We start from the raw sequence: 19,161 nt of genomic DNA, 5'->3' as shown, positions 1-19,161 counted from the left end.
GGCCAACGCCCCATGCTCTCCGAACGCAATTTCGCCCGCCAGATCGACCTCACCTCGCTGCAGCTCTTCGTGGCCGTGTGCGAGCTGGGCAGCATCGGCCGCGCGGCGGAGCGGGAGTTCATCGCCGCCTCGGCGATCAGCAAGCGCCTGTCGGACCTGGAAAGCGCGCTGGGCACCACGCTGCTGCACCGCCATGCGCGGGGCGTGCGGCTCACGCCCGCGGGCGAAGGCCTGCTGCACCACGCGCGCACCGTGCTGTTCGGCCTGGAGAAGATGCAGATCGAACTGGCCGAGTACGCCGATGGCGTGCGCGGGCATGTGCGCGTGCACGCCAGCATCTCGGCCATCGTGCAGTTCCTGCCCGAAGACCTGGGCGCCTTCGCGCGCCAACACCCCCAGATCAAGATCGATCTGGAGGAGCACCTCAGCCCCGAGGTGTTGCGCGCGGTGAAGGAAGGCGCCACCGACCTCGGCCTGTGCAACGGCGCCATGGGCACCGTTGGCCTGCAAAGCCTGCCCTACCGGCGCGACAGCCTGGCGCTGGTGGTGCCGCGCGGGCACCCGCTGGCCAGCGGCGGACCCGTGCCCTTCGAAGCCACCCTGCCCTTCGATCATGTGGGCCTGCACGCCAACAGCTCCATCCACCTGGCCACGCACCAGGCCGCCACCCAGGCCGGCACCACCGTGCGCGTGCGCATCCGCGTGACCGGGCTGGACGCCATGTGCCGCATGATCGCCAACGGCCTGGGCGTGGGCGTGATGCCCGAGCGCGCCTTCCATTTGCTGAGCACCGGCGATGCGCTGCAGGCTGTGCCCCTGACCGATCCCTGGGCCCAGCGCCAGCTGGTGCTGGTGGCTCGCGATTTCTCCAGCCTGCCCGCCAGCGCACGCCTGCTGGTGGATCACCTCAGTGCCGCCGAAGTCCGTCAGGCGGCCTAAAATCCTTCCTCCACGACAAGACCCACGCCATGCCACGCACGCTCTACGACAAGATCTGGGACGAACACGTTGTCCACACCGAAGAGGACGGCACGTCCGTGCTCTACATCGACCGGCACCTGGTGCACGAAGTCACCAGCCCCCAGGCCTATGAAGGCCTGCGCCAGGCTGGCCGCAAGGTCTGGCGCGTGAGTTCGGTGGTGGCCACCGCCGACCACAACACGCCCACCAACGGCTGGGAACTCGGCTACGACGGCATCACCGATCCGATCAGCAAGGAACAGATCACCACGCTGGACAGCAACATCGCCGAATTCGGCGCGGCCGCGTTCTTCCCCTTCATGTCCAAGCGCCAGGGCATCGTGCACGTGATCGGCCCGGAAAACGGCGCCACCCTGCCGGGCATGACCGTGGTCTGCGGCGACAGCCACACCTCCACCCACGGGGCGTTCGGCGCCCTGGCCCACGGCATCGGCACCAGCGAGGTCGAGCACGTGCTGGCCACGCAGACCCTGCTGGCCAAGAAAGCCAAGAACATGCTGGTGCGCGTGGACGGCCAGCTCGCCAAGGGCTGCACCGCCAAGGACATCGTGCTGGCCATCATCGGCAAGATCGGCACGGCCGGCGGCACGGGCTACACCATCGAGTTCGGCGGCGCGGCGATCCGCGCGCTGAGCATGGAAGGCCGCATGACGGTGTGCAACATGGCCATCGAAGGCGGCGCGCGCGCCGGCCTCGTGGCCGTGGACGACAAGACCATCGAGTACGTCAAGGGCCGCCCGCTCTCGCCCACCGGCGTGGAATGGGACCAGGCCGTGGCCTACTGGAAGACCCTGCAGTCCGATGCCGACGCGACGTTCGACGCCGTGGTCGAACTCGACGCTTCGCAGATCGTGCCGCAGGTCACCTGGGGCACCTCGCCAGAGATGGTGCTCGGCATCGACGGCTCGGTGCCCGACCCCGACCGCGAAAAGGACGCCAACAAGCGCGGCGCCATCGAACGCGCTCTGACCTACATGGACCTGTCCCCCGGCAAGCCGCTCAACGACATCTTCGTCGACAAGGTCTTCATCGGTTCCTGCACCAACAGCCGCATCGAAGACATGCGCGAAGCCGCCGCCGTGGTGAAGAAGCTCGGCCAGAAGGTGGCCAAGAACGTCAAGCTGGCCCTGGTCGTGCCGGGCTCCGGCCTGGTGAAGGCCCAGGCCGAGCGCGAAGGCCTGCACGAGATTTTCAAGGCCGCGGGCTTCGAATGGCGCGAGCCCGGCTGTTCGATGTGCCTGGCCATGAACGCCGACCGGCTGGAGCCGGGCGAGCGCTGCGCCTCCACCAGCAACCGCAACTTCGAAGGCCGCCAGGGCGCTGGTGGCCGCACCCACCTGGTGTCCCCCGCCATGGCCGCCGCGGCCGCGGTGCACGGCCACTTCGTGGACGTGCGCACCTTCGCTTGACCCTTCCTCCTTCCCCCGCAACCACCCTCAGGAGATTCACATGAAACGCATTGCATGGATCGCAGCCGCCTTCGCCCTCTCGCTGACGCTGGCCGCGTGCAACACCTGGACCGGCGTCAAGCAGGACGCCAAGCAGGCTGGGCAGGCCGCTGGCAAGGGCATTGAAAAAGCCGGCGAGAAGGTCCAGGACATCGCCAAATAACAGGCACACATCACCATGCAGAAATTCACCCTCCACAAGGGCCTCGTGGCCCCGATGGACCGCGAGAACGTCGACACCGACGCCATCATTCCCAAGCAGTTCCTGAAGTCGATCCGCAAGACCGGCTTCGGGCAGAACCTGTTCGACGAGTGGCGCTACCTCGACAAGGGCGAACCGGGCCAGGACCCGGCCAGCCGCAAGCCCAACCCCGACTTCGTGCTCAACCAGCCGCGTTACGCCGGTGCGTCCGTGCTGCTGGCGCGCAAGAACTTCGGCTGCGGCTCCAGCCGCGAACACGCGCCCTGGGCCATCGACCAGTACGGTTTTCGCGCCATCATCGCGCCCAGCTACGCCGACATCTTCTTCAACAACTGCTTCAAGAACGGCCTGCTGCCCATCCAGTTGCCCGAGGCGCAGGTGGCCCAGCTGTTCGATGAAGTCGCGGCCTTCCCCGGCTACCAGCTCACCATCGACCTGGAGCGCCAAGTGATCGTCAAACCGCAAGGCGAGGAAATCCCCTTCGACGTGCAGGCGTTCCGCAAGTACTGCCTGCTCAACGGGCTGGACGACATCGGCCTCACGCTGCGCTACAAGGACAAGATCGCGGCCTTCGAGGCCGAACGCCTGGCGACCAAGCCCTGGCTCGCGCACACGATGGCGGCCTGAGCACTTCTCTCGACTCCAACTTCACATCACATGAAAATCGCAGTTCTTCCGGGTGACGGCATCGGCACCGAAATCGTGGCCGAGGCGGTCAGGGTCCTTCAGGCACTCGAGCTGCCGATCGAAATGGAGTCCGCCCTGGTGGGTGGCGCGGCCTACGAGGCCCACGGCCACCCGCTGCCCGAGTCCACCCTGAAACTGGCGATGGACGCCGACGCGGTGCTCTTCGGTGCCGTGGGCGACTGGAAGTACGACAAGCTGGACCGCCCGCTGCGCCCGGAACAAGCCATCCTGGGCCTGCGCAAGCACCTGGGCCTGTTTGCCAACTTCCGCCCGGCCATCTGCTATCCCGAGCTGGTGGGCGCCTCCAGCCTCAAGCCCGAACTGATCTCCGGCCTGGACATCCTCATCATCCGCGAGCTGACCGGCGACATCTACTTCGGCCAGCCCCGTGGCCGGCGCACCGCCACCGACGGGCACTTCCCCGGCGCGGAGGAAGCCTTCGACACCATGCGCTACAGCAAGCCCGAGATCGAGCGCATCGCCCACGTGGCCTTCCAGGCCGCGCGCAAGCGCAACAAGAAGGTGACCAGCGTCGACAAGGCCAACGTGCTCGAAACCTTCCAGTTCTGGAAGGACGTGGTGACCGAGGTGCACGCCCAGTACCCCGACGTGGAGCTGGAGCACATGTACGTGGACAACGCCGCCATGCAACTGGTGCGCGCGCCCAAGAAGTTCGACGTGGTCGTCACCGGCAACATGTTCGGTGACATCCTGTCCGACGAGGCGTCCATGCTCACCGGATCCATCGGCATGCTGCCCTCGGCCTCGCTGAACACGAAGAACCAGGGCCTGTACGAGCCCAGCCATGGCAGCGCGCCGGACATCGCCGGCAAGAACCTGGCCAATCCTCTGGCTACAATACTGTCCGCTGCCATGATGCTCAGATTCACGTTCAACCAGACCGAAGCCGCCGACCGCATTGAAACTGCGGTCAGCAGCGTGCTCGCGTCCGGCCTGCGCACCACGGACATCTGGTCGGAGGGCACGACCAAGGTGAGCACCCGCGGCATGGGCGATGCCGTCGTGGCCGCCATCACCAAAACCATTACCAAGGGCTGATACAGCTCCGGTTCGTCACGCCCCTCCCCGGCCAGACGAGCCGGGGCAAAACGGTTTTTTTAACTGAAGGGCGTTGACATGAAACTCGTAGGACTCGTTGGCTGGCGCGGCATGGTCGGTTCCGTGCTGATGGACCGCATGGTCGCGGAGAGCGACTTTGACCTGATCGAACCGCTGTTTTTCTCCACCTCCAACGCGGGCGGCAAAGCCCCTGCGATGGCGAAAAACGAAACCCAGCTGCAGGACGCGCACGACATCGCGGCCCTCAAGCGCTGCGACATCGTCATCACCGCCCAGGGCGGTGACTACACCAGCGAGGTCTACCCCAAGCTGCGCGCCGCCGGCTGGAACGGCCACTGGATCGACGCCGCGTCCACGCTGCGCATGGACAAGAACGCCGTCATCGTCCTGGACCCGGTCAACCTGCCCGTCATCCAGAACGCCCTGGCCCAGGGCGGCAAGGACTGGATCGGCGGCAACTGCACCGTGAGCTGCATGCTCATGGGTGTGGGCGCGCTCTACAAGGCGGGCCTGGTGGAGTGGATGAGCACGCAAACCTACCAGGCGGCTTCCGGCGGTGGTGCCCAGCACATGCGCGAGTTGCTCACGCAGTACGGCACGCTCAACGCCGAGGTCAAGGCCTTGTTGGACGACCCCAAGAGCGCCATCCTGGAGATCGATCGCAAGGTGATCGCCAAGCAGCGCTCGCTCTCGGGCGCCGAGACCGCCAACTTCGGCGTGCCACTGGGCGGCTCACTCATCCCCTGGATCGACAAGGACCTGGGCAATGGCATGTCCAAGGAAGAGTGGAAGGGCATGGCCGAGACCAACAAGATCCTCGGCATGGGCGAAGGCTTCAATGTCCCGGCCATCCCGGTGGACGGCTTCTGCGTGCGCGTGGGCGCCATGCGCTGCCACAGCCAGGCCCTCACCTTCAAGCTCAAGAAGGACGTGCCCGTGGCCGATATCGAAGCCATGATCGCGGCCGACAACGCCTGGGTGAAAGTGGTGCCGAACACGCGCGAAGCGACGATCCAGGACCTGACCCCGGTGGCCGTGACAGGCACCATGACGATCCCGGTGGGCCGCATTCGCAAGCTGGCCATGGGCCCGGAGTACTTGGGCGCCTTCACCATCGGCGATCAACTGCTCTGGGGCGCGGCCGAACCCCTGCGCCGCATGCTGCGCATCCTGCTCGAGGCCTGACCCATCCGGGGATGGCATCGATGGAGGAAGGGTGTGGTTGTTCACGTTGCGCCACTGCAACGCAACAACCCGCCCCGCGACGACAGAGGGTCGACGAAGAAACTCAAGCGGATTCTCAGCTTGTCACTGTAATCCGTTGATGTTAAGGTCAATTCTCGGTTTTTTACGTCGAGGTCAAAGTGCCATCCATCTCCCGCCACACCCCATCCCAACAGACCCGCCCAGTGCCCCCCGGCACGGGTTTACGAGGTCTCGCGCGGTTGCATGCGGTCGCTGCGGCGGCGGTGCTGTGTGCGGGCCTCGTGCACCACAGCGATGCCGAGGCCTTGGCGCTCGGTCGTGTGGTGGTGCAGTCGGCCCTGGGCGAACCGCTGCGGGCCGAGATCGACGTGCCGGATATCAATGCGGAAGAAGCCGCCAGCCTGCGGGTGGGCCTGGCTTCCGGCGATACCTTCCGGGCGGCGGGCGTGGACGTCAACGCCGCGCTGGCGACCCTGCAGATCAGCCTGCAACGGCGCGCCGATGGCCGTGCCTACCTGCGCCTGACCAGTTCGCGCCCGGTCACCGAACCCTTTGTGGACCTCATCGTCGAGGCCAACTGGTCGTCCGGCCGCATGGTTCGCGACTACACCCTGCTCTTCGACCCACCGAACCTGCGCGCGGCCGCGCCTCAGCCGGTGCCCGTGGCGCCGGGCGTGTCTGCCGCCCCGGCCGCCTCAGCGCCACGCCCTGCGGCACCCGCGTCCAGCGTCGCCCAGCCTCAGGTGCAGCCACCCCGAGCCGCGACCCCGGCGCCGGCCGCTGCGGCACCCACACCTGCCCCGGCACCCGCACCGGTGGCGCGGCCCACGCCTGCGCCGGCCGCTCCCAGCAGCGCGGGTGGAGGCCAGGTCCGCGTCAAAGCCGGTGACACCGCCGGCGGCATCGCGGCCGCCAACAAACCAGCGGACGTGTCCCTGGACCAGATGCTCGTGGCCATGCTGCGGCAGAACCCCAACGCCTTCATCTCGGGCAACGTCAACCGCATGAAGGCCGGCGTTGTGCTTGACCTGCCCAGCGCAGCGGAAGCCAGCGCCATCGCGCCGAGTGAGGCACGCCAGACCATCACGGCCCAGAGCCGCGATTTCAATGAATTCCGCCGCCGCCTCGCGGGCAGCGCGCCCGAGGCGGGTGTCGCCGCCGCCGATCGGCAGGCCGCCGGCCAGGTGCAGACCGAAGTCAAGGAAGCCAAGCCCGCCGCACCGGCCGCCGACAAGCTGACGCTGTCCAAGGAAGCCGCACCAGGCCAGGCCGCCAACGAAGACAAGATCGCCAAGGAACGCCAGGCCAAGGAAGCGTCCTCGCGCGTGGCCGAGCTCTCGCGCAACATCGAGGAATTGTCCAAGCTGGGTGGCGGCAGCGCCCCTGCGCCCGCGCCGGCGGCTCCCGCTGCCGCGCCTGCCCCGGCAGTGCCTGCAGCGGCGGCCCCTGCGCCCGCTCCGGCACCGGCCCCCACGGTGACCGTGCCCACCGCACCCGCGCCGACCGAGGCAGCTCCCGCGCCCGCCGCGCCTGCGGCAGAAGCCCCGGCGCCGGCCGCACCGCCGGCCGAGGCCCCAGCGGCCGCCGCGCCCTCCACCACCCCAGCTCCGATGAAGCCCCCGCTGCCGGTGCCCACGCCGCTGCCCGACGAGCCTTCGTTCTTCGACCAGTTGCGCGACAACCCGCTGGCCTTGCCTCTGGCGGGCGGCCTGCTGGCCTTGCTGGCCGGCCTGGGCCTCTACCGCATCCGCCAGCGCAAGCACGGTTCGAGCGTCGACAGCTCCTTCCTGGAAAGCCGCCTGCAACCCGATTCGTTCTTCGGCTCCAGCGGTGGTCAGCGCATCGACACCGCGGAATCCGTGGCCTCCGGCTCGTCCATGGTGTACTCGCCCAGCCAGCTGGATGCGGCAGGTGATGTGGATCCGGTGGCGGAAGCCGACGTCTACCTCGCCTACGGTCGTGATCTGCAGGCCGAGGAAATCCTCAAGGAAGCGATGCGCAGCACGCCCACGCGCGTGGCCATCCACAACAAGCTGCTGGAAATCTACGCCAAGCGCCGCGATGCGCGCGCGTTCGAGGTGGTGGCCACGGAGGCCTACAACCTCACGCAAGGCCAAGGCCCGGAATGGGAACACGCCTGCGAACTTGGCAAGGAACTGGACCCCTCCAACCCCCTGTACCAACCCGGAGGCAGCCCGGCCGTGAAGGTCGCGGCCACGGCGGGCATCGCGGGTGCCGGCCTGAACACCATGCCCTTTGGCGCCAGCACGCTGAACGAGCCCGGCAAGCAAGCCCCGCCGTCCGGTCTGGGCGATCTCGACCTGGATCTGGACTTTTCGCTCGACGAACCCTCGGACGCCGCACCGCTGGCCGCCCCGGAAGCGGGCATGTCCAGCATGGACGACCTCAAGATGACCGAGGCGCTGACCAGCGCGACCCCTGCGGATGCGAAGGATGGCCCGCCCTCGTCCATGTCGATGGATTTCGACCTGGACTTCCCGTCCGGCCCCGCCCCGCTGCAGGAGCATGCGCCCGAGCCAGTGCAAGCCATGGACCGCACCCCGGCACCCAGCATCGACTCGCTGTCGTTCGACGACGGCCCGATCCTCGACCTGGACACCTCGCATGCGGCGGACCACCGCCCCCAGACCCCGCCCCCGGCGGCGGCCGACATGCTGTCGTTCGACTTGAACCACCTCAACCTCGACCTGAGCGCGCCGCCCGTGGAAGACGACGCCACCTCGGCCGGCCGCCTGACGGAAGAAAATCCGCTTGAGACCAAGCTGTCGCTGGCGGAGGAATTCCGCGCCATTGGCGACTTCGAGGGTGCGCGTTCGCTGGCGGAGGAAGTGCTGGCCGAAGCCTCGGGTTCGCTCAAGGCCAAGGCAGGGACTTTCCTGGCCGATCTGGCCTGACGCGCCCTCGGTTTTCGCTTTTGCCCCCACCGCCCCAGGAGCCCAGCCGCACCCGCGTCGCACTGGGCGTGAGCTACAACGGTCGCGCCTACGACGGCTGGCAAAGCCAGCCGGGCGGGCGCACCGTGCAAGACCACCTTGAGCAGGCGCTGACGCGCTTCAGCGCCCAGGACGACACGGTGAAAACGCTCTGCGCGGGCCGCACCGATGCGGGCGTGCACGGCCTGATGCAGGTGGTGCACTTCGACACCGCGCTCGACCGCCCCGAGAACGCCTGGGTCCGTGGCACCAACAGCTTTCTGCCCGACAACATCGCCGTGCAGTGGGCGCGGCACGTGCCCCAGAGCTTCCACGCCCGGGCCAGCGCCCGCTCGCGCCGCTATGCCTATGTGTTGCTCGAATCGCCGGTGCGCCCGAGCGTGGACGCCGGCCAGGTCGGCTGGGTGTTTCGCCCGCTTGCGCTGGATCCCATGGTGCAGGCGGCGCAAGCCCTGCTGGGCGAACACGATTTCACCTCGTTCCGAGCGGCACAGTGCCAGGCCCACTCGCCCGTCAAGGACCTGATGCGGGTGGACATCGCGCGCCGCGGAAGCTACTGGCGCTTCGAGTTCGAGGCCTCGGCCTTCCTGCACCACATGATCCGCAACATCATGGGTTGCCTGATCGCCATTGGCAGCGGCAACCGCCCTCCCTCCTGGATGGCCGAGGTGCTGCAGGCCCGCAGCCGCGACGCCGCCGCCCCGACCTTTTCCCCTGACGGCCTGTACTTTCTCGGGCCGGTCTACGATGCCGGGCTGGGTCTGCCCGAGCGCACACCCGCTTTCGACTGGCTGCCATGACACCCCACCACCGCACGCGCATCAAGATTTGCGGCCTCACCCGCGAGGCGGACGTGGACACGGCCGTGCGCGCTGGCGCCGACGCCATTGGCTTCGTGCTGTACGCCCAGAGCCCCCGCCATGTGACGGCGCAGCGCGCCGGCGAACTCGCTCGCCGCCTGCCGCCCTTCGTCACACCGGTGCTGTTGTTCGTCAACGCCACCCCGGACCAGATCCGCCAGGGCTGCGACGCCGTGCCCCAGGCCCTGCTGCAGTTCCACGGCGATGAAACGCCGGCCGAATGCCAGGCCGCCGGCCGGCCCTACCTGCGCGCGGCGCGCATTCCCACCGGCCCCGCCGGGGCGGGCTTCGATCTTCTAAAATACGCCTCGGACCACTCGGCCGCCCAGGCCATCCTGCTCGACGCGCTCGTCGAGGGCTATGGCGGTGGTGGTCAATCCTTCGACTGGACAGCCTTCCCTTGGTCACATCCACTTCTAAACGCCAGCTCTCGCCTCGTTTTGTCTGGTGGACTCACGCCTGCAAACGTGACCGATGGCATCACGCGCGTGCGGCCCTGGGCCGTTGACGTGAGCTCCGGGGTCGAAGCCGCCAAAGGCATCAAGGACCCCGACAAGATGCTCGCCTTCGTGGCCGCCGTGCGGGCGGCCGATGCGCAGACCCCCTGCCCGACCTGACCCCTTTCATGGGGTCAGGCTGGCAGTCCCACCGAGACACCCCATGCAGACGACCTACCAACAACCCGACGCCCGCGGCCATTTCGGCATCTACGGCGGCAGCTTCGTGAGCGAGACGCTCACCCACGCGATCAACGAACTCAAGGCCGCGTACGCGAAGTACCAGCACGACCCCGAGTTCCTGGCCGAATTCGAGAGCGAGCTGGCCCATTTCGTGGGCCGCCCCAGCCCGGTCTACCATGCCGCGCGCATGAGCCGCGAGGCCGGCGGCGCGCAGATCTTCCTCAAGCGCGAAGACCTCAACCACACCGGCGCGCACAAGGTGAACAACACCATCGGCCAGGCCATGCTGGCGCGCCGCATGGGCAAGCCGCGCGTCATCGCCGAAACCGGGGCCGGCCAGCACGGCGTGGCCACCGCGACCATCTGCGCGCGCTACGGCCTGGAGTGCGTGGTCTACATGGGCAGCGAAGACGTGAAGCGCCAGAGCCCCAACGTCTACCGCATGAAACTGCTGGGTGCCACCGTGGTGCCGGTGGAATCGGGCAGCAAGACGCTCAAGGACGCGTTGAACGAAGCCATGCGCGATTGGGTGGCCAACGTCGACAACACCTTCTACATCATCGGCACCGTGGCCGGCCCGCACCCCTACCCGATGATGGTGCGCGACTTCCAGAGCGTGATCGGCAAGGAGTGTCTGGTGCAGGTGCCCGAGATGCTGGCCGCCGCCGGCTGCCACGGCGAACAGCCCGACGCGGTGATCGCCTGCGTGGGCGGCGGCAGCAATGCCATGGGCATCTTCCACCCCTACATCCCCTATGAAGCCACCCGCCTCATCGGCGTGGAAGCCGCTGGCGAGGGCCTGGAGAGTGGCAAACATTCGGCCTCACTGCAGAAAGGCAGCCCGGGTGTGCTGCACGGCAACCGCACCTATGTGCTGCAGGACGACAACGGCCAGGTGACCGAGACCCACAGCATCAGCGCGGGCCTGGACTACCCCGGCGTGGGGCCGGAGCACGCCTTCCTGAAGGACATCGGCCGCGCCGAGTACGTGGGCATCACCGACACCGAGGCGCTCGAAGCCTTCCACCACCTCTGCCGCACCGAGGGCATCATCCCCGCGCTGGAGTCCAGCCATGCCGTGGCCTACGCCCTCAAGCTGGCCAAGACCATGAAGCCCGACCAGTCCATCCTGGTCAACCTCTCGGGCCGGGGCGACAAGGACATCGGCACCGTGGCCGACCTCTCGGGCGTCGATTTTTACGACAGACCTTCCATGCGCGGGCTCACCGTGAAGGGGGGCAACGCCAAATGAGCCGCATCGAAAACACCCTCTCCCAGCTCAAGTCCCAGGGCCGCAAGGCCTTGATTCCCTACGTCACGGCCGGTTTTCCGTTCGCCGACATCACACCGGACCTGATGCACGGCATGGCCGAGGCCGGCGCCGACATCATCGAGCTCGGCGTGCCGTTCTCCGACCCGTCGGCCGACGGCCCCGTGATCCAGAAAGCGGGCGACCGCGCGCTGGCGCTGGGCATCGGCATGACCCAGGTGCTGGCCATGGTCCGCAGCTTCCGCGAGCGCAACAACACCACGCCGGTGGTGCTCATGGGCTACGCCAACCCGGTGGAGCGTTACGACCAGAAGCATGGCGCGGGCGCCTTCGTGCGCGATGCCAGCCAGGCGGGCGTGGACGGCGTGCTGATCGTCGACTACCCGCCCGAGGAATGCGAGGAATTCGCCGCCTCGCTGCGCGAGCACGGCATGGACCTGATCTTCCTGCTGGCCCCCACCTCCACCGACGAGCGCATGGCGCAGGTGGCGCACGTGGCCAGCGGCTATGTGTACTACGTGTCGCTCAAGGGCGTCACCGGCGCCGGCACGCTGGACATCGGCCAGGTCGAGGCCATGCTGCCCCGCATCCGCGCGCACGTGAGCGTGCCGGTGGGTGTGGGCTTCGGCATCCGCGATGCCGAAACGGCGCGCGCCATCGGCCAGACGGCCGACGCGGTGGTCATCGGCAGCAAGATCATCCAGCTGCTGGAGAACGAGCCGCACGAAAAGGTGGTGGCGGTGGCCATCCAGTTCCTTCGCAGCATCCGGAAAGCGCTCGACGCATAACCTAGCCCCCACGCTCCACCGCTGCGCGGGTCGCTGCCCCCAGGGGGGCTGGGCCTGCCTTGGGGGGGCCCGGCGGCTGGCCCGCGCCCAACCTCTCCCATGGTTTAATTCCCTTTGTCCCCCGCAAGGAGAGAAACATGTCCTGGCTCGAAAAACTGCTCCCCCCCAAGATCACCCCCACCGACCCGACCGAGCGCCGCAGCGTGCCCGAGGGCCTGTGGATCAAGTGCCCGAGCTGCGAAGCCGTGCTCTACAAGAACGATCTGGAAAAGAACCAGAACGTCTGCCCGCATTGCAGCCACCACCACCGCATCGGTGCGCGCGCGCGCCTCAATGCGTTCCTGGACGCTGAAGGCCGCTACGAAATCGCCCAGGAAGTGCTGCCGGTGGACGCGCTCAAGTTCAAGGACAGCCGCAAGTACCCGGAGCGCCTGAAAGACGCGCTGGAAACCACCGGCGAGACCGATGCGCTGGTCGTCATGGGCGGCGCGGTGCACGGCGTCAGCCTGGTGGTGGCGTGTTTCGAATTCGACTTCATGGGCGGCTCCATGGGCTCGGTGGTCGGCGAGCGTTTCGTGCGCGGCGTTGAAGAAGCCATTGCCCAGAAGGTGCCCTTCATCTGCTTCACCGCCACCGGCGGTGCGCGCATGCAGGAAGGCCTGCTGTCGCTGATGCAGATGGCCAAGACCAACGCGGCCCTGACCCGGCTGGCCAAGAAGGGGCTGCCCTACATCAGCGTGCTGACCGACCCGACCATGGGTGGGGTCAGCGCGGGCTTCGCCTTCGTGGGCGATGTGGTGATCGCCGAACCCCGGGCGCTGATCGGTTTTGCCGGCCCGCGCGTGATCGAGAACACCGTGCGGGTGAAGCTGCCCGAAGGTTTCCAGCGCGCCGAGTTCCTGCAGACCAAGGGCGCGGTGGACTTCATCTGCGACCGGCGCGAACTGCGCGCCACCATCGCCAACACCCTGGCCATGTTGCAGCGCCAGAGCGCCGACGCGGTGGTCGACGATTGAGTTCCACCTCCGGGGCTGCCGAGGCGCTCACGCTGTCGCAGCTCCCGCTGTTCCCGTTGCAGACGGTCCTCTACCCCGGCGGCTGGCTTCCTCTGCGCATCTTCGAGGTGCGTTACCTCGACATGATCGGCCGCTGCCACAAGGCCGGTGCGCCCTTTGGCGTGGTCTGCCTGAGCGAGGGCAGCGAGGTCCGGCGCCTTGACCCCGAGGCGCCCCCGGGGGCGACGGTTTTGCGAAAGAGGTGTTCCACCCCGTGGGCACGCTGGCGCAGATCGAAAGCCTGGAACGGCCACAACCCGGCCTGATGATGATTCGCTGCCGTGGCCTGCAACGGTTCCACGTGCAGCGCCGCAGCCAGCTGCCCCACGGCCTGTGGGTGGCGGATGTGCGACTCGACGAGCCGGAGGCTGCGGTGCCCGTGCCGGAACACCTGGCCCACACCCGCGACGGCCTGCAGCACCTGCTGCAGAACCTGCAGGAGCGCGACCCGGACAGCCTGGAGCAGTTGCCGCTGCAGCCGCCCTACCAGTGGGACGACAGTGGCTGGGTGGCCAACCGCTGGGCCGAGTTGCTGCCCGCGCCGGCCGAGCTCAAACAGCGCCTGATGGCGCTGGACAATCCTTTGTTGCGCCTGGAGCTGGTGTCGGACCTGCTGGACAAGCTGGGCCTGAACCGCTGATCAGCCCGGCAGCAGCGACAGCGCCTGCATGTAGCGCTCGCTGACCATCAGCGTGTCCCAATCGGGGGCGGCCATGCGGGGCAGCAACGCGAGCCGACGTTCTTCGCTCGCCGCGCTGGGCTGCCAGCGGCCTTCGAGCACCGCCTGAGACAGGGCGTCGATCGCCTCGTCGATCGGGGCGCCACCGTCCACCACCGACTGGTTGCAGAGCAGCACCATGTCCCCCCCGGCCGCGAGCGCGGCCAGCGCAGCTTCGGTGAAGCTCACTTCACGGCCACCGATCTGCCGCGCCGCGGCCATGCTGAGGTCGTCGCTGAAGATCGCACCGGTGAAGCCGAGGCGGCGCCGCAGGATGTCCTGCAGCCAGCGCGACGAGAAGCCGGCAGGGCGGTTGTCGACCTTGGGGTAGATCACGTGCGCGGGCATCACGGCCTGCAGGCTGGCCGAGAGCCAGCCGTAGGGGGCGGCGTCCTCGGCCAGGATGGCCTTGAGGCTGCGCCGGTCCACCGGGATCGCGAGGTGCGAGTCGGCCTTGACGAAGCCATGGCCGGGGAAGTGTTTGCCGCAATGGCCCATGCCGCTCTGCAGCAGGCCGAGCATCAGGCCTTGCGCCAGCACCGTGACCAGGCGTGGATCGCGACCGAAGGCGCGGTCGCCGATCACCGAGCTCTCACCGTAATCCAGATCGAGCACCGGCGCAAAAGTGAGGTCCACGCCGCAGGCGCGCAGCTCGGCACCCAGCACGAAGCCGGCCGCGGTCGCGGCATTGCTCGCCTGCAGGGCCGCCGCGCCAGCGGGTTCGCCGGCCTTGGGGCCGCGCAGCCACATCTGGCCCAAGGTGGCCATGGCGGGCAGGTGGGTGAACCCGTCGGTGCGGAAGCGCTGCACACGGCCGCCCTCGTGGTCCACGGCGATCAGCAGGTCGTGCCGCACGGCCTTGATCTGGCGGCACAGCGCGGTGAGCTGGGCCCGGTCCTGCCAGTTGCGGCCGAACAGGATGACGCCGCCGACCAGGGGATGGGCCAGGCGCTGGCGGTCCACCGTGGTCAGGCTGTGGCCGGCCACGTCGATGATGAGGGGGGCGTGAGGGTTCATGGAAACGGTTTCGGAAAAGTCAGTCCCGCTCCACCACCACGAAGCTGGCGGCGTAGTCGGTTTCGTCGGTCACGGTCACGTGCGCGCGCAGGCCTTGTGCCTCGAACCAGGTCTTCAGATCGCCGTGCAGGACGATGACGGGCTGGCCGCTGGGCAGGTTGTTGATCTCGCAGCGCCGCCAGGTCATGGGCAGGCGCATGCCCATGCCCACTGCCTTGGAAAACGCCTCCTTGGCGGAGAAGCGGGTGGCCAGGTAACGCAGGCCGCGTTGCGGCCAGCGCGCGCTGCGTTTCTGCCAGACGATGAACTCGGCGTCGGTCAGCACCTTGCGCACGAAGCGCTCGCCCTGGCGCTGCAACACAGCCTCGATCCGCCGGATGTCGCAGATGTCGGTGCCGATGCCGTAGATCATGGCGCGAAGGCGTCGGCGATGCAGCGGTTGTAGTCGGCGATGGTGGCGCTGTAGCCCAGTTCCAGAGCGTCCGCGATGAGGGCATGGCCGATGGACACCTCGCTCACCCCCGGCACCGTGCGCAGGAAGGCCGTGAGGTTTTCGCGGTTCAGATCGTGCCCGGCGTTCAACCCCAAACCGGCGTCCAGCGCAGCCTGGGCGGCCGCCTGGAAGCGCTGCAATTGCGCATCGCGCTGCGGCGTGTGCCAAGCGGCCGCATAGGGCTCCGTGTAGAGCTCCACACGGTCGGCCCCCACCGCCTTCGCACCAGCCATCTGGTCAGGCTCGGCGTCCATGAACAGGCTCACGCGCACCCCCAGCGCCCGTGCTTCGTCGATCAGCGGGCGCAGGCGTTCGGCGTCGGCCGGGAAGCTCCAGCCGTGGTCGCTGGTGAACTGGCCTTCGCTGTCGGGCACGAAGGTGACCTGCTGCGGCCGCAGCTCGCGCACGAAGCCCATGAGGTTGTGGAACGGGTTGCCTTCGATGTTGAATTCGCGGTCAGGCCAGGCCTTGAGCAGCTCGGCGAGTTCGTGCACGTCGTGCGTGCGGATGTGGCGCTCGTCGGGCCGCGGGTGCACGGTGATGCCGTGCGCGCCGGCCTGCAGGCACAGCGTGGCCGCGCGCGTGACCGAGGGAATGCCCAGGTGGCGGGTGTTGCGCACCAGGGCCACCTTGTTGAGGTTCACCGACAAGGCGGTGGTCGGATGCGGGGATCGGGAGGCCACGGTCATGGTGAGGTCGCGGTGGGGAAGTTCTCTGGGGAGGCGCCCGAATCCGACGGCGTTCGCAGCCGGGTCATGGCTTGCACGTCGAGCATCAGCTGGCGGGTCTTGAACACGCGCACACCGCAATGGTAGTGCAGCAGGTTGCGCAGGGGCACGCGCACCGCCTGCAGGCAGGCCGCACAGGCGCGCAAGGTGGGAATGAACGGCGCGGGTTCGTCCATGGCGGCCTGCAGGTCCAGCCACTGCTCGCCGGTGAGGGCCTGGCCATCATCGTCGTGCGCGGGCACCAACCCGCTCTCGGGCACCAGCACATAGCGGCGCAAGGGGTCCAGGTCGGTCAGCGTGCTGCTCTCCTGGGCCAGATCGGGCAACAGACCCACATCGCGCAACAACAGCAGTTCGAATGCCCGCAGGATGAGCGGTTGCGCGTCGCTTTTCTCCGCCAGCAATTGCACCGCAGTGGTGAAGTGGTCGAACAGGCGCTCGTGCGGGTCGTCGCGCGCGAGCAGGCGCATGAGCAGCTCGTTCAGATAGCTGCCCGAAATCAGCGCCTCGCCCGTGGGCATGACGTGCCCGCCCTGCCAGTGCGCTGCCTTGAGCGTGCGCACCTCGGCGTCGCCGCTCCAGGACACATGCAGGGGCTGCAACGGCAGCAGCACGGGGCGGAACTGGGAGGTGGGCCGCTTCACGCCCTTGGCCACCAGGGCGATGCGGCCATGGTGGCGCGTGAAGACCTCGAGCACCAGGCTGGTCTCGCTCCAGTCGTAGCGGTGCAGCACGAAAGCGGGTTCGTCGGAGAAGCGTTTCAGGGCCATGCCGTGTGGCCTCGTGTGCCGGTCGGGTGTCCAGCAGCCGCTGGCTTACTCGTAGCCGAACGAGCGCACGCGAGCGTCGTCGTCCGCCCAACCCGAGCGCACCTTCACCCACAGCTCCAGGAACACCTTGCAATCCCAGAGCTTCTCCAGTTCCTGCCGGGCCTCGGTGCCGATGCGCTTGAGCTTCTCGCCCTTCTCGCCGATCACCATGCCCTTGTGCCCCTCACGCTCGACCACGATGGTGGCGGCGATGCGCTTGAGCGTGCCCTCCTCCTCGAACTTGTCGATGATGACCGTGGAGGTGTAGGGCAACTCGTCGCCGGTCAGGCGGAACAGTTTTTCGCGCACCATCTCGCTCGCCATGAAGCGCTCGCTGCGGTCCGTCAGGTCGTCCGGATCGTGCATCCAGGGTTGCTGCGGCAGGTATTTCTCGCAGATCGAGAACAGGCGCTGGATGTCCTTGGGCGCCTTGGCCGACATGGGCACGAACTCGGCGAACGGATGGCGCTCCTGCATGGAGCGCAGCCAGGGCGCCAGATCACCGCGGCGGTGCACAAGGTCAAACTTGTTCGCCACCAGCATCACCGGCACGTTCGCGGGCAACAGCGAGAGCACCTTGGCATCGGCCAGGTTGAAATGCCCGGCTTCGACGACAAAGAGGATCAGGTCGACATCGTTCACCGCGCCCAGCACGGTCTTGTTCAGAGCGCGGTTGAGCGCGTTGCCGTGGCGGGTCTGGAAACCGGGCGTGTCCACGAACACGAACTGCGTGGGGCCGACGGTGCGCATGCCGGTGATGCGGTGGCGCGTGGTCTGCGCCTTGCGCGAGGTGATGCTCACCTTCTGGCCGACCAGCGCGTTGAGCAAGGTGGACTTGCCCACATTGGGCTTGCCGACGATGGCGACATAACCACAGCGTTGCTCCGCCGGGTCCACGGGTTCAGCCGCTGGTGGTTCATCCACCGCCGGATCACCGGTTGGAGCGGCGGCGTCGGCCGTGTCTTTGCCCAGGACCCTGGCCAGCATGGCGTCCAGATCGGGGTTGGAGGAAGGGGGAGTGGCAGGGGCGGACATGGATCAGGAAGGCTGGGTGGTGCGGCTCACCACGGGGGATTCGGTGGACGCGGCGGCGGCGCCCGGGCTGGCGGTCAGGTGCTGCAACATGGCCGCGGCGGCGGCCTGCTCGCCCGCACGGCGGGAAGCGCCAATGCCGCGCTCGCTGCGGCCAGTTTCCGTCACGGTGCACTCCACATCAAAGGTCTGCTTGTGCGCTTCGCCGAGCGTGGCCACGACGCGGTAGACCGGGAGTTTCATTTTGCGCGCCTGCAGCCACTCCTGCAATTCGGTTTTGGGGTCCTTGCCCATCGCACTCATCTGGGCGCTGAGCTCAACCCCGCTGTAGAGCCGGTGCACCAGCGCCGCGGCGACTTCGAAGCCCGCGTCGAGGTAGACGGCACCGATCACGGCCTCCAGGGCATCGGCCAGGATCGAGGGTCGCTTGTGCCCACCCGAGCGTTTTTCGCCATCGCCCAGGCGCAGGCAGGCCGAAAGCCCCAGGCTGGAAGCGATCTGGAACAGGGTGTCTTGCTTGACCAGGTTGGCGCGCACCCGGGACAGGTCGCCTTCGGGCAGCTGGTTGAGCTTCTCGAACAGCAGGCCGGAAATCGCCAGGCTCAGCACCGAGTCCCCCAGAAACTCCAGGCGTTCGTTGTGATCGGCGGTGAAGCTGCGGTGGGTCAGCGCGCGCTCGAGCAGGCGCGGGTTGGCAAACGGGTGTTGAAGGCGCTTCTGCAGCGCCAGCAGTTCGGGGCTCAATGGGACCAGCGCCCGCCGGGACGCTGCCGGTCCGTCATGTTCTTCACTTCGAGCGACCTTCGTATTTCATCACCAGGTGCGCCGGCCCCACCAGGGGGATTTCGCGCGCGTAAGCGAAGGAGACCACGACGCGATCCCCCTCCTTGCCCACCGTGAGGTCCTTGCCGGCCACGGCGCGGATGTCGTCGATCTGCGCCGCCTTGTCGAAGATGCTGCGCACCTCAGCCACCGTGCTGCCAGCGGCAGCCTTGTCCACCGCCTTCTTCACGGCGAGGTACTCGATGTAGGTGGGGGCCACCTGCGCGAGGATGACACCCGTGTACGCCAGCAAGACACCGACGATGAGCAGGCCGAAAAAGGTCAAACCCTGTTGTTGTCGCTTCAGCTTCATGTGTTCATCCCCTTGAAA

Annotated in this window: 21 protein-coding genes; 14 read left to right on the top strand and 7 right to left on the bottom strand. The window is 67.8% G+C overall.

All coding sequences use genetic code 11. The features are described from left to right. Window positions 1–12: 12 nt before the first annotated feature. The 14 genes from ABSY19_RS22195 (at window position 13) to ABSY19_RS22130 (ending at window position 13,851) form a co-directional block, all read left to right on the top strand. Window positions 13–939, top strand: coding sequence for a LysR family transcriptional regulator (locus tag ABSY19_RS22195; protein ID WP_382155955.1), 927 nt, complete (start codon window positions 13–15; stop codon window positions 937–939). A 29-nt stretch (window positions 940–968) separates the two neighbouring features. Continuing rightward, the gene (gene leuC / locus ABSY19_RS22190; RefSeq protein WP_382155952.1) at window positions 969–2,390 is read left to right on the top strand and encodes a 3-isopropylmalate dehydratase large subunit; all 1,422 of its coding nucleotides are present in this window, start codon (window positions 969–971) and stop codon (window positions 2,388–2,390) included. A gap of 40 nt (window positions 2,391–2,430) precedes the next feature. Then, a complete protein-coding gene (locus tag ABSY19_RS22185; RefSeq protein ID WP_291114172.1) occupies window positions 2,431–2,592 on the top strand; it encodes an entericidin EcnAB in 162 nt (53 codons plus the stop codon). A 15-nt stretch (window positions 2,593–2,607) separates the two neighbouring features. Then, window positions 2,608–3,258, top strand: coding sequence for a 3-isopropylmalate dehydratase small subunit (leuD, locus tag ABSY19_RS22180; RefSeq protein ID WP_382155949.1), 651 nt, complete (start codon window positions 2,608–2,610; stop codon window positions 3,256–3,258). Between the two features lie 30 nt (window positions 3,259–3,288). Further along, window positions 3,289–4,377 carry a 3-isopropylmalate dehydrogenase gene (leuB, locus tag ABSY19_RS22175; protein ID WP_382155946.1) on the top strand — a complete coding sequence of 363 codons (1,089 nt, stop codon included), beginning with the start codon at window positions 3,289–3,291 and terminating at the stop codon, window positions 4,375–4,377. Between the two features lie 78 nt (window positions 4,378–4,455). Then, the gene (gene asd, locus ABSY19_RS22170; protein ID WP_382155943.1) at window positions 4,456–5,583 is read left to right on the top strand and encodes an aspartate-semialdehyde dehydrogenase; all 1,128 of its coding nucleotides are present in this window, start codon (window positions 4,456–4,458) and stop codon (window positions 5,581–5,583) included. A 260-nt stretch (window positions 5,584–5,843) separates the two neighbouring features. Beyond that, complete coding sequence (locus ABSY19_RS22165; protein ID WP_382155940.1) at window positions 5,844–8,519, top strand: FimV/HubP family polar landmark protein; 2,676 nt, start codon at window positions 5,844–5,846, stop codon at window positions 8,517–8,519. 20 nt (window positions 8,520–8,539) lie between these two features. Next, window positions 8,540–9,358: a tRNA pseudouridine(38-40) synthase TruA gene (gene truA, locus ABSY19_RS22160; protein ID WP_382155937.1), complete on the top strand. Its 819-nt coding sequence runs from the start codon at window positions 8,540–8,542 to the stop codon at window positions 9,356–9,358. Continuing rightward, window positions 9,355–10,035, top strand: a complete 681-nt coding sequence (locus tag ABSY19_RS22155) for a phosphoribosylanthranilate isomerase (RefSeq protein WP_382155934.1) — start codon at window positions 9,355–9,357, stop codon at window positions 10,033–10,035. Before truA ends, ABSY19_RS22155 begins: the two co-directional genes overlap by 4 nt. Before the next feature lie 43 nt (window positions 10,036–10,078). Next, on the top strand, window positions 10,079–11,350 hold the full coding sequence (gene trpB / locus ABSY19_RS22150) for a tryptophan synthase subunit beta (protein WP_382155931.1): 1,272 nt from the start codon (window positions 10,079–10,081) through the stop codon (window positions 11,348–11,350). Next, window positions 11,347–12,156: a tryptophan synthase subunit alpha gene (trpA, locus tag ABSY19_RS22145; RefSeq protein WP_382155929.1), complete on the top strand. Its 810-nt coding sequence runs from the start codon at window positions 11,347–11,349 to the stop codon at window positions 12,154–12,156. The genes trpB and trpA overlap by 4 nt, the downstream gene beginning before the upstream one ends. Before the next feature lie 137 nt (window positions 12,157–12,293). Further along, window positions 12,294–13,172: an acetyl-CoA carboxylase, carboxyltransferase subunit beta gene (accD, locus tag ABSY19_RS22140; protein WP_291114198.1), complete on the top strand. Its 879-nt coding sequence runs from the start codon at window positions 12,294–12,296 to the stop codon at window positions 13,170–13,172. Beyond that, window positions 13,169–13,477 carry an LON peptidase substrate-binding domain-containing protein gene (locus ABSY19_RS22135; RefSeq protein WP_382155926.1) on the top strand — a complete coding sequence of 103 codons (309 nt, stop codon included), beginning with the start codon at window positions 13,169–13,171 and terminating at the stop codon, window positions 13,475–13,477. Before accD ends, ABSY19_RS22135 begins: the two co-directional genes overlap by 4 nt. Continuing rightward, window positions 13,414–13,851, top strand: a complete 438-nt coding sequence (locus tag ABSY19_RS22130; RefSeq protein WP_382155923.1) for an LON peptidase substrate-binding domain-containing protein — start codon at window positions 13,414–13,416, stop codon at window positions 13,849–13,851. Before ABSY19_RS22135 ends, ABSY19_RS22130 begins: the two co-directional genes overlap by 64 nt. On the opposite strand, the gene nagZ is transcribed toward ABSY19_RS22130, so the two are convergent. Genes nagZ through ABSY19_RS22095 form a run of 7 tightly spaced genes read right to left on the bottom strand, consistent with a single transcriptional unit; the run spans window position 13,852 to window position 19,143 of the window. Continuing rightward, window positions 13,852–14,946: a beta-N-acetylhexosaminidase gene (nagZ, locus tag ABSY19_RS22125; RefSeq protein ID WP_382155920.1), complete on the bottom strand. Its 1,095-nt coding sequence runs from the start codon at window positions 14,944–14,946 to the stop codon at window positions 13,852–13,854. It lies immediately after the preceding gene. 19 nt (window positions 14,947–14,965) lie between these two features. Beyond that, window positions 14,966–15,358 (bottom strand): holo-ACP synthase, encoded by a 393-nt coding sequence (gene acpS, locus ABSY19_RS22120; RefSeq protein WP_382155917.1) that lies wholly within the window; start codon window positions 15,356–15,358, stop codon window positions 14,966–14,968. Beyond that, window positions 15,355–16,128, bottom strand: a complete 774-nt coding sequence (locus tag ABSY19_RS22115) for a pyridoxine 5'-phosphate synthase (protein WP_382155914.1) — start codon at window positions 16,126–16,128, stop codon at window positions 15,355–15,357. Before ABSY19_RS22115 ends, acpS begins: the two co-directional genes overlap by 4 nt. Next, window positions 16,125–16,937, bottom strand: a complete 813-nt coding sequence (gene recO / locus ABSY19_RS22110) for a DNA repair protein RecO (protein WP_382155911.1) — start codon at window positions 16,935–16,937, stop codon at window positions 16,125–16,127. Before recO ends, ABSY19_RS22115 begins: the two co-directional genes overlap by 4 nt. A gap of 45 nt (window positions 16,938–16,982) precedes the next feature. After that, window positions 16,983–18,011, bottom strand: a complete 1,029-nt coding sequence (gene era, locus ABSY19_RS22105) for a GTPase Era (RefSeq protein WP_382155908.1) — start codon at window positions 18,009–18,011, stop codon at window positions 16,983–16,985. Between the two features lie 3 nt (window positions 18,012–18,014). Next, a complete protein-coding gene (rnc, locus tag ABSY19_RS22100) occupies window positions 18,015–18,752 on the bottom strand; it encodes a ribonuclease III (protein ID WP_382155905.1) in 738 nt (245 codons plus the stop codon). A gap of 43 nt (window positions 18,753–18,795) precedes the next feature. Continuing rightward, on the bottom strand, window positions 18,796–19,143 hold the full coding sequence (locus ABSY19_RS22095; RefSeq protein WP_382155902.1) for a DUF4845 domain-containing protein: 348 nt from the start codon (window positions 19,141–19,143) through the stop codon (window positions 18,796–18,798). Window positions 19,144–19,161 lie beyond the last annotated feature (18 nt).

Source organism: Hydrogenophaga sp. ANAO-22, assembly GCF_042466645.1.
GTDB lineage: Bacteria > Pseudomonadota > Gammaproteobacteria > Burkholderiales > Burkholderiaceae_C > Hydrogenophaga.
The sequence above is the reverse complement of the archived record's forward strand: the minus strand, read 5'-3'. Positions and strand labels throughout refer to the sequence as shown.

Coding starts and splice junctions, on each gene's coding strand:
- ABSY19_RS22195 (WP_382155955.1), top strand. CDS start 13: ATGCTCTCCGAACGCAATTTCGCCCGCCAGATCGACCTCACCTCGCTG.
- leuC (WP_382155952.1), top strand. CDS start 969: ATGCCACGCACGCTCTACGACAAGATCTGGGACGAACACGTTGTCCAC.
- ABSY19_RS22185 (WP_291114172.1), top strand. CDS start 2,431: ATGAAACGCATTGCATGGATCGCAGCCGCCTTCGCCCTCTCGCTGACG.
- leuD (WP_382155949.1), top strand. CDS start 2,608: ATGCAGAAATTCACCCTCCACAAGGGCCTCGTGGCCCCGATGGACCGC.
- leuB (WP_382155946.1), top strand. CDS start 3,289: ATGAAAATCGCAGTTCTTCCGGGTGACGGCATCGGCACCGAAATCGTG.
- asd (WP_382155943.1), top strand. CDS start 4,456: ATGAAACTCGTAGGACTCGTTGGCTGGCGCGGCATGGTCGGTTCCGTG.
- ABSY19_RS22155 (WP_382155934.1), top strand. CDS start 9,355: ATGACACCCCACCACCGCACGCGCATCAAGATTTGCGGCCTCACCCGC.
- trpB (WP_382155931.1), top strand. CDS start 10,079: ATGCAGACGACCTACCAACAACCCGACGCCCGCGGCCATTTCGGCATC.
- trpA (WP_382155929.1), top strand. CDS start 11,347: ATGAGCCGCATCGAAAACACCCTCTCCCAGCTCAAGTCCCAGGGCCGC.
- accD (WP_291114198.1), top strand. CDS start 12,294: ATGTCCTGGCTCGAAAAACTGCTCCCCCCCAAGATCACCCCCACCGAC.
- nagZ (WP_382155920.1), bottom strand. CDS start 14,946: ATGAACCCTCACGCCCCCCTCATCATCGACGTGGCCGGCCACAGCCTG.
- acpS (WP_382155917.1), bottom strand. CDS start 15,358: ATGATCTACGGCATCGGCACCGACATCTGCGACATCCGGCGGATCGAG.
- ABSY19_RS22115 (WP_382155914.1), bottom strand. CDS start 16,128: ATGACCGTGGCCTCCCGATCCCCGCATCCGACCACCGCCTTGTCGGTG.
- recO (WP_382155911.1), bottom strand. CDS start 16,937: ATGGCCCTGAAACGCTTCTCCGACGAACCCGCTTTCGTGCTGCACCGC.
- era (WP_382155908.1), bottom strand. CDS start 18,011: ATGTCCGCCCCTGCCACTCCCCCTTCCTCCAACCCCGATCTGGACGCC.
- ABSY19_RS22095 (WP_382155902.1), bottom strand. CDS start 19,143: ATGAAGCTGAAGCGACAACAACAGGGTTTGACCTTTTTCGGCCTGCTC.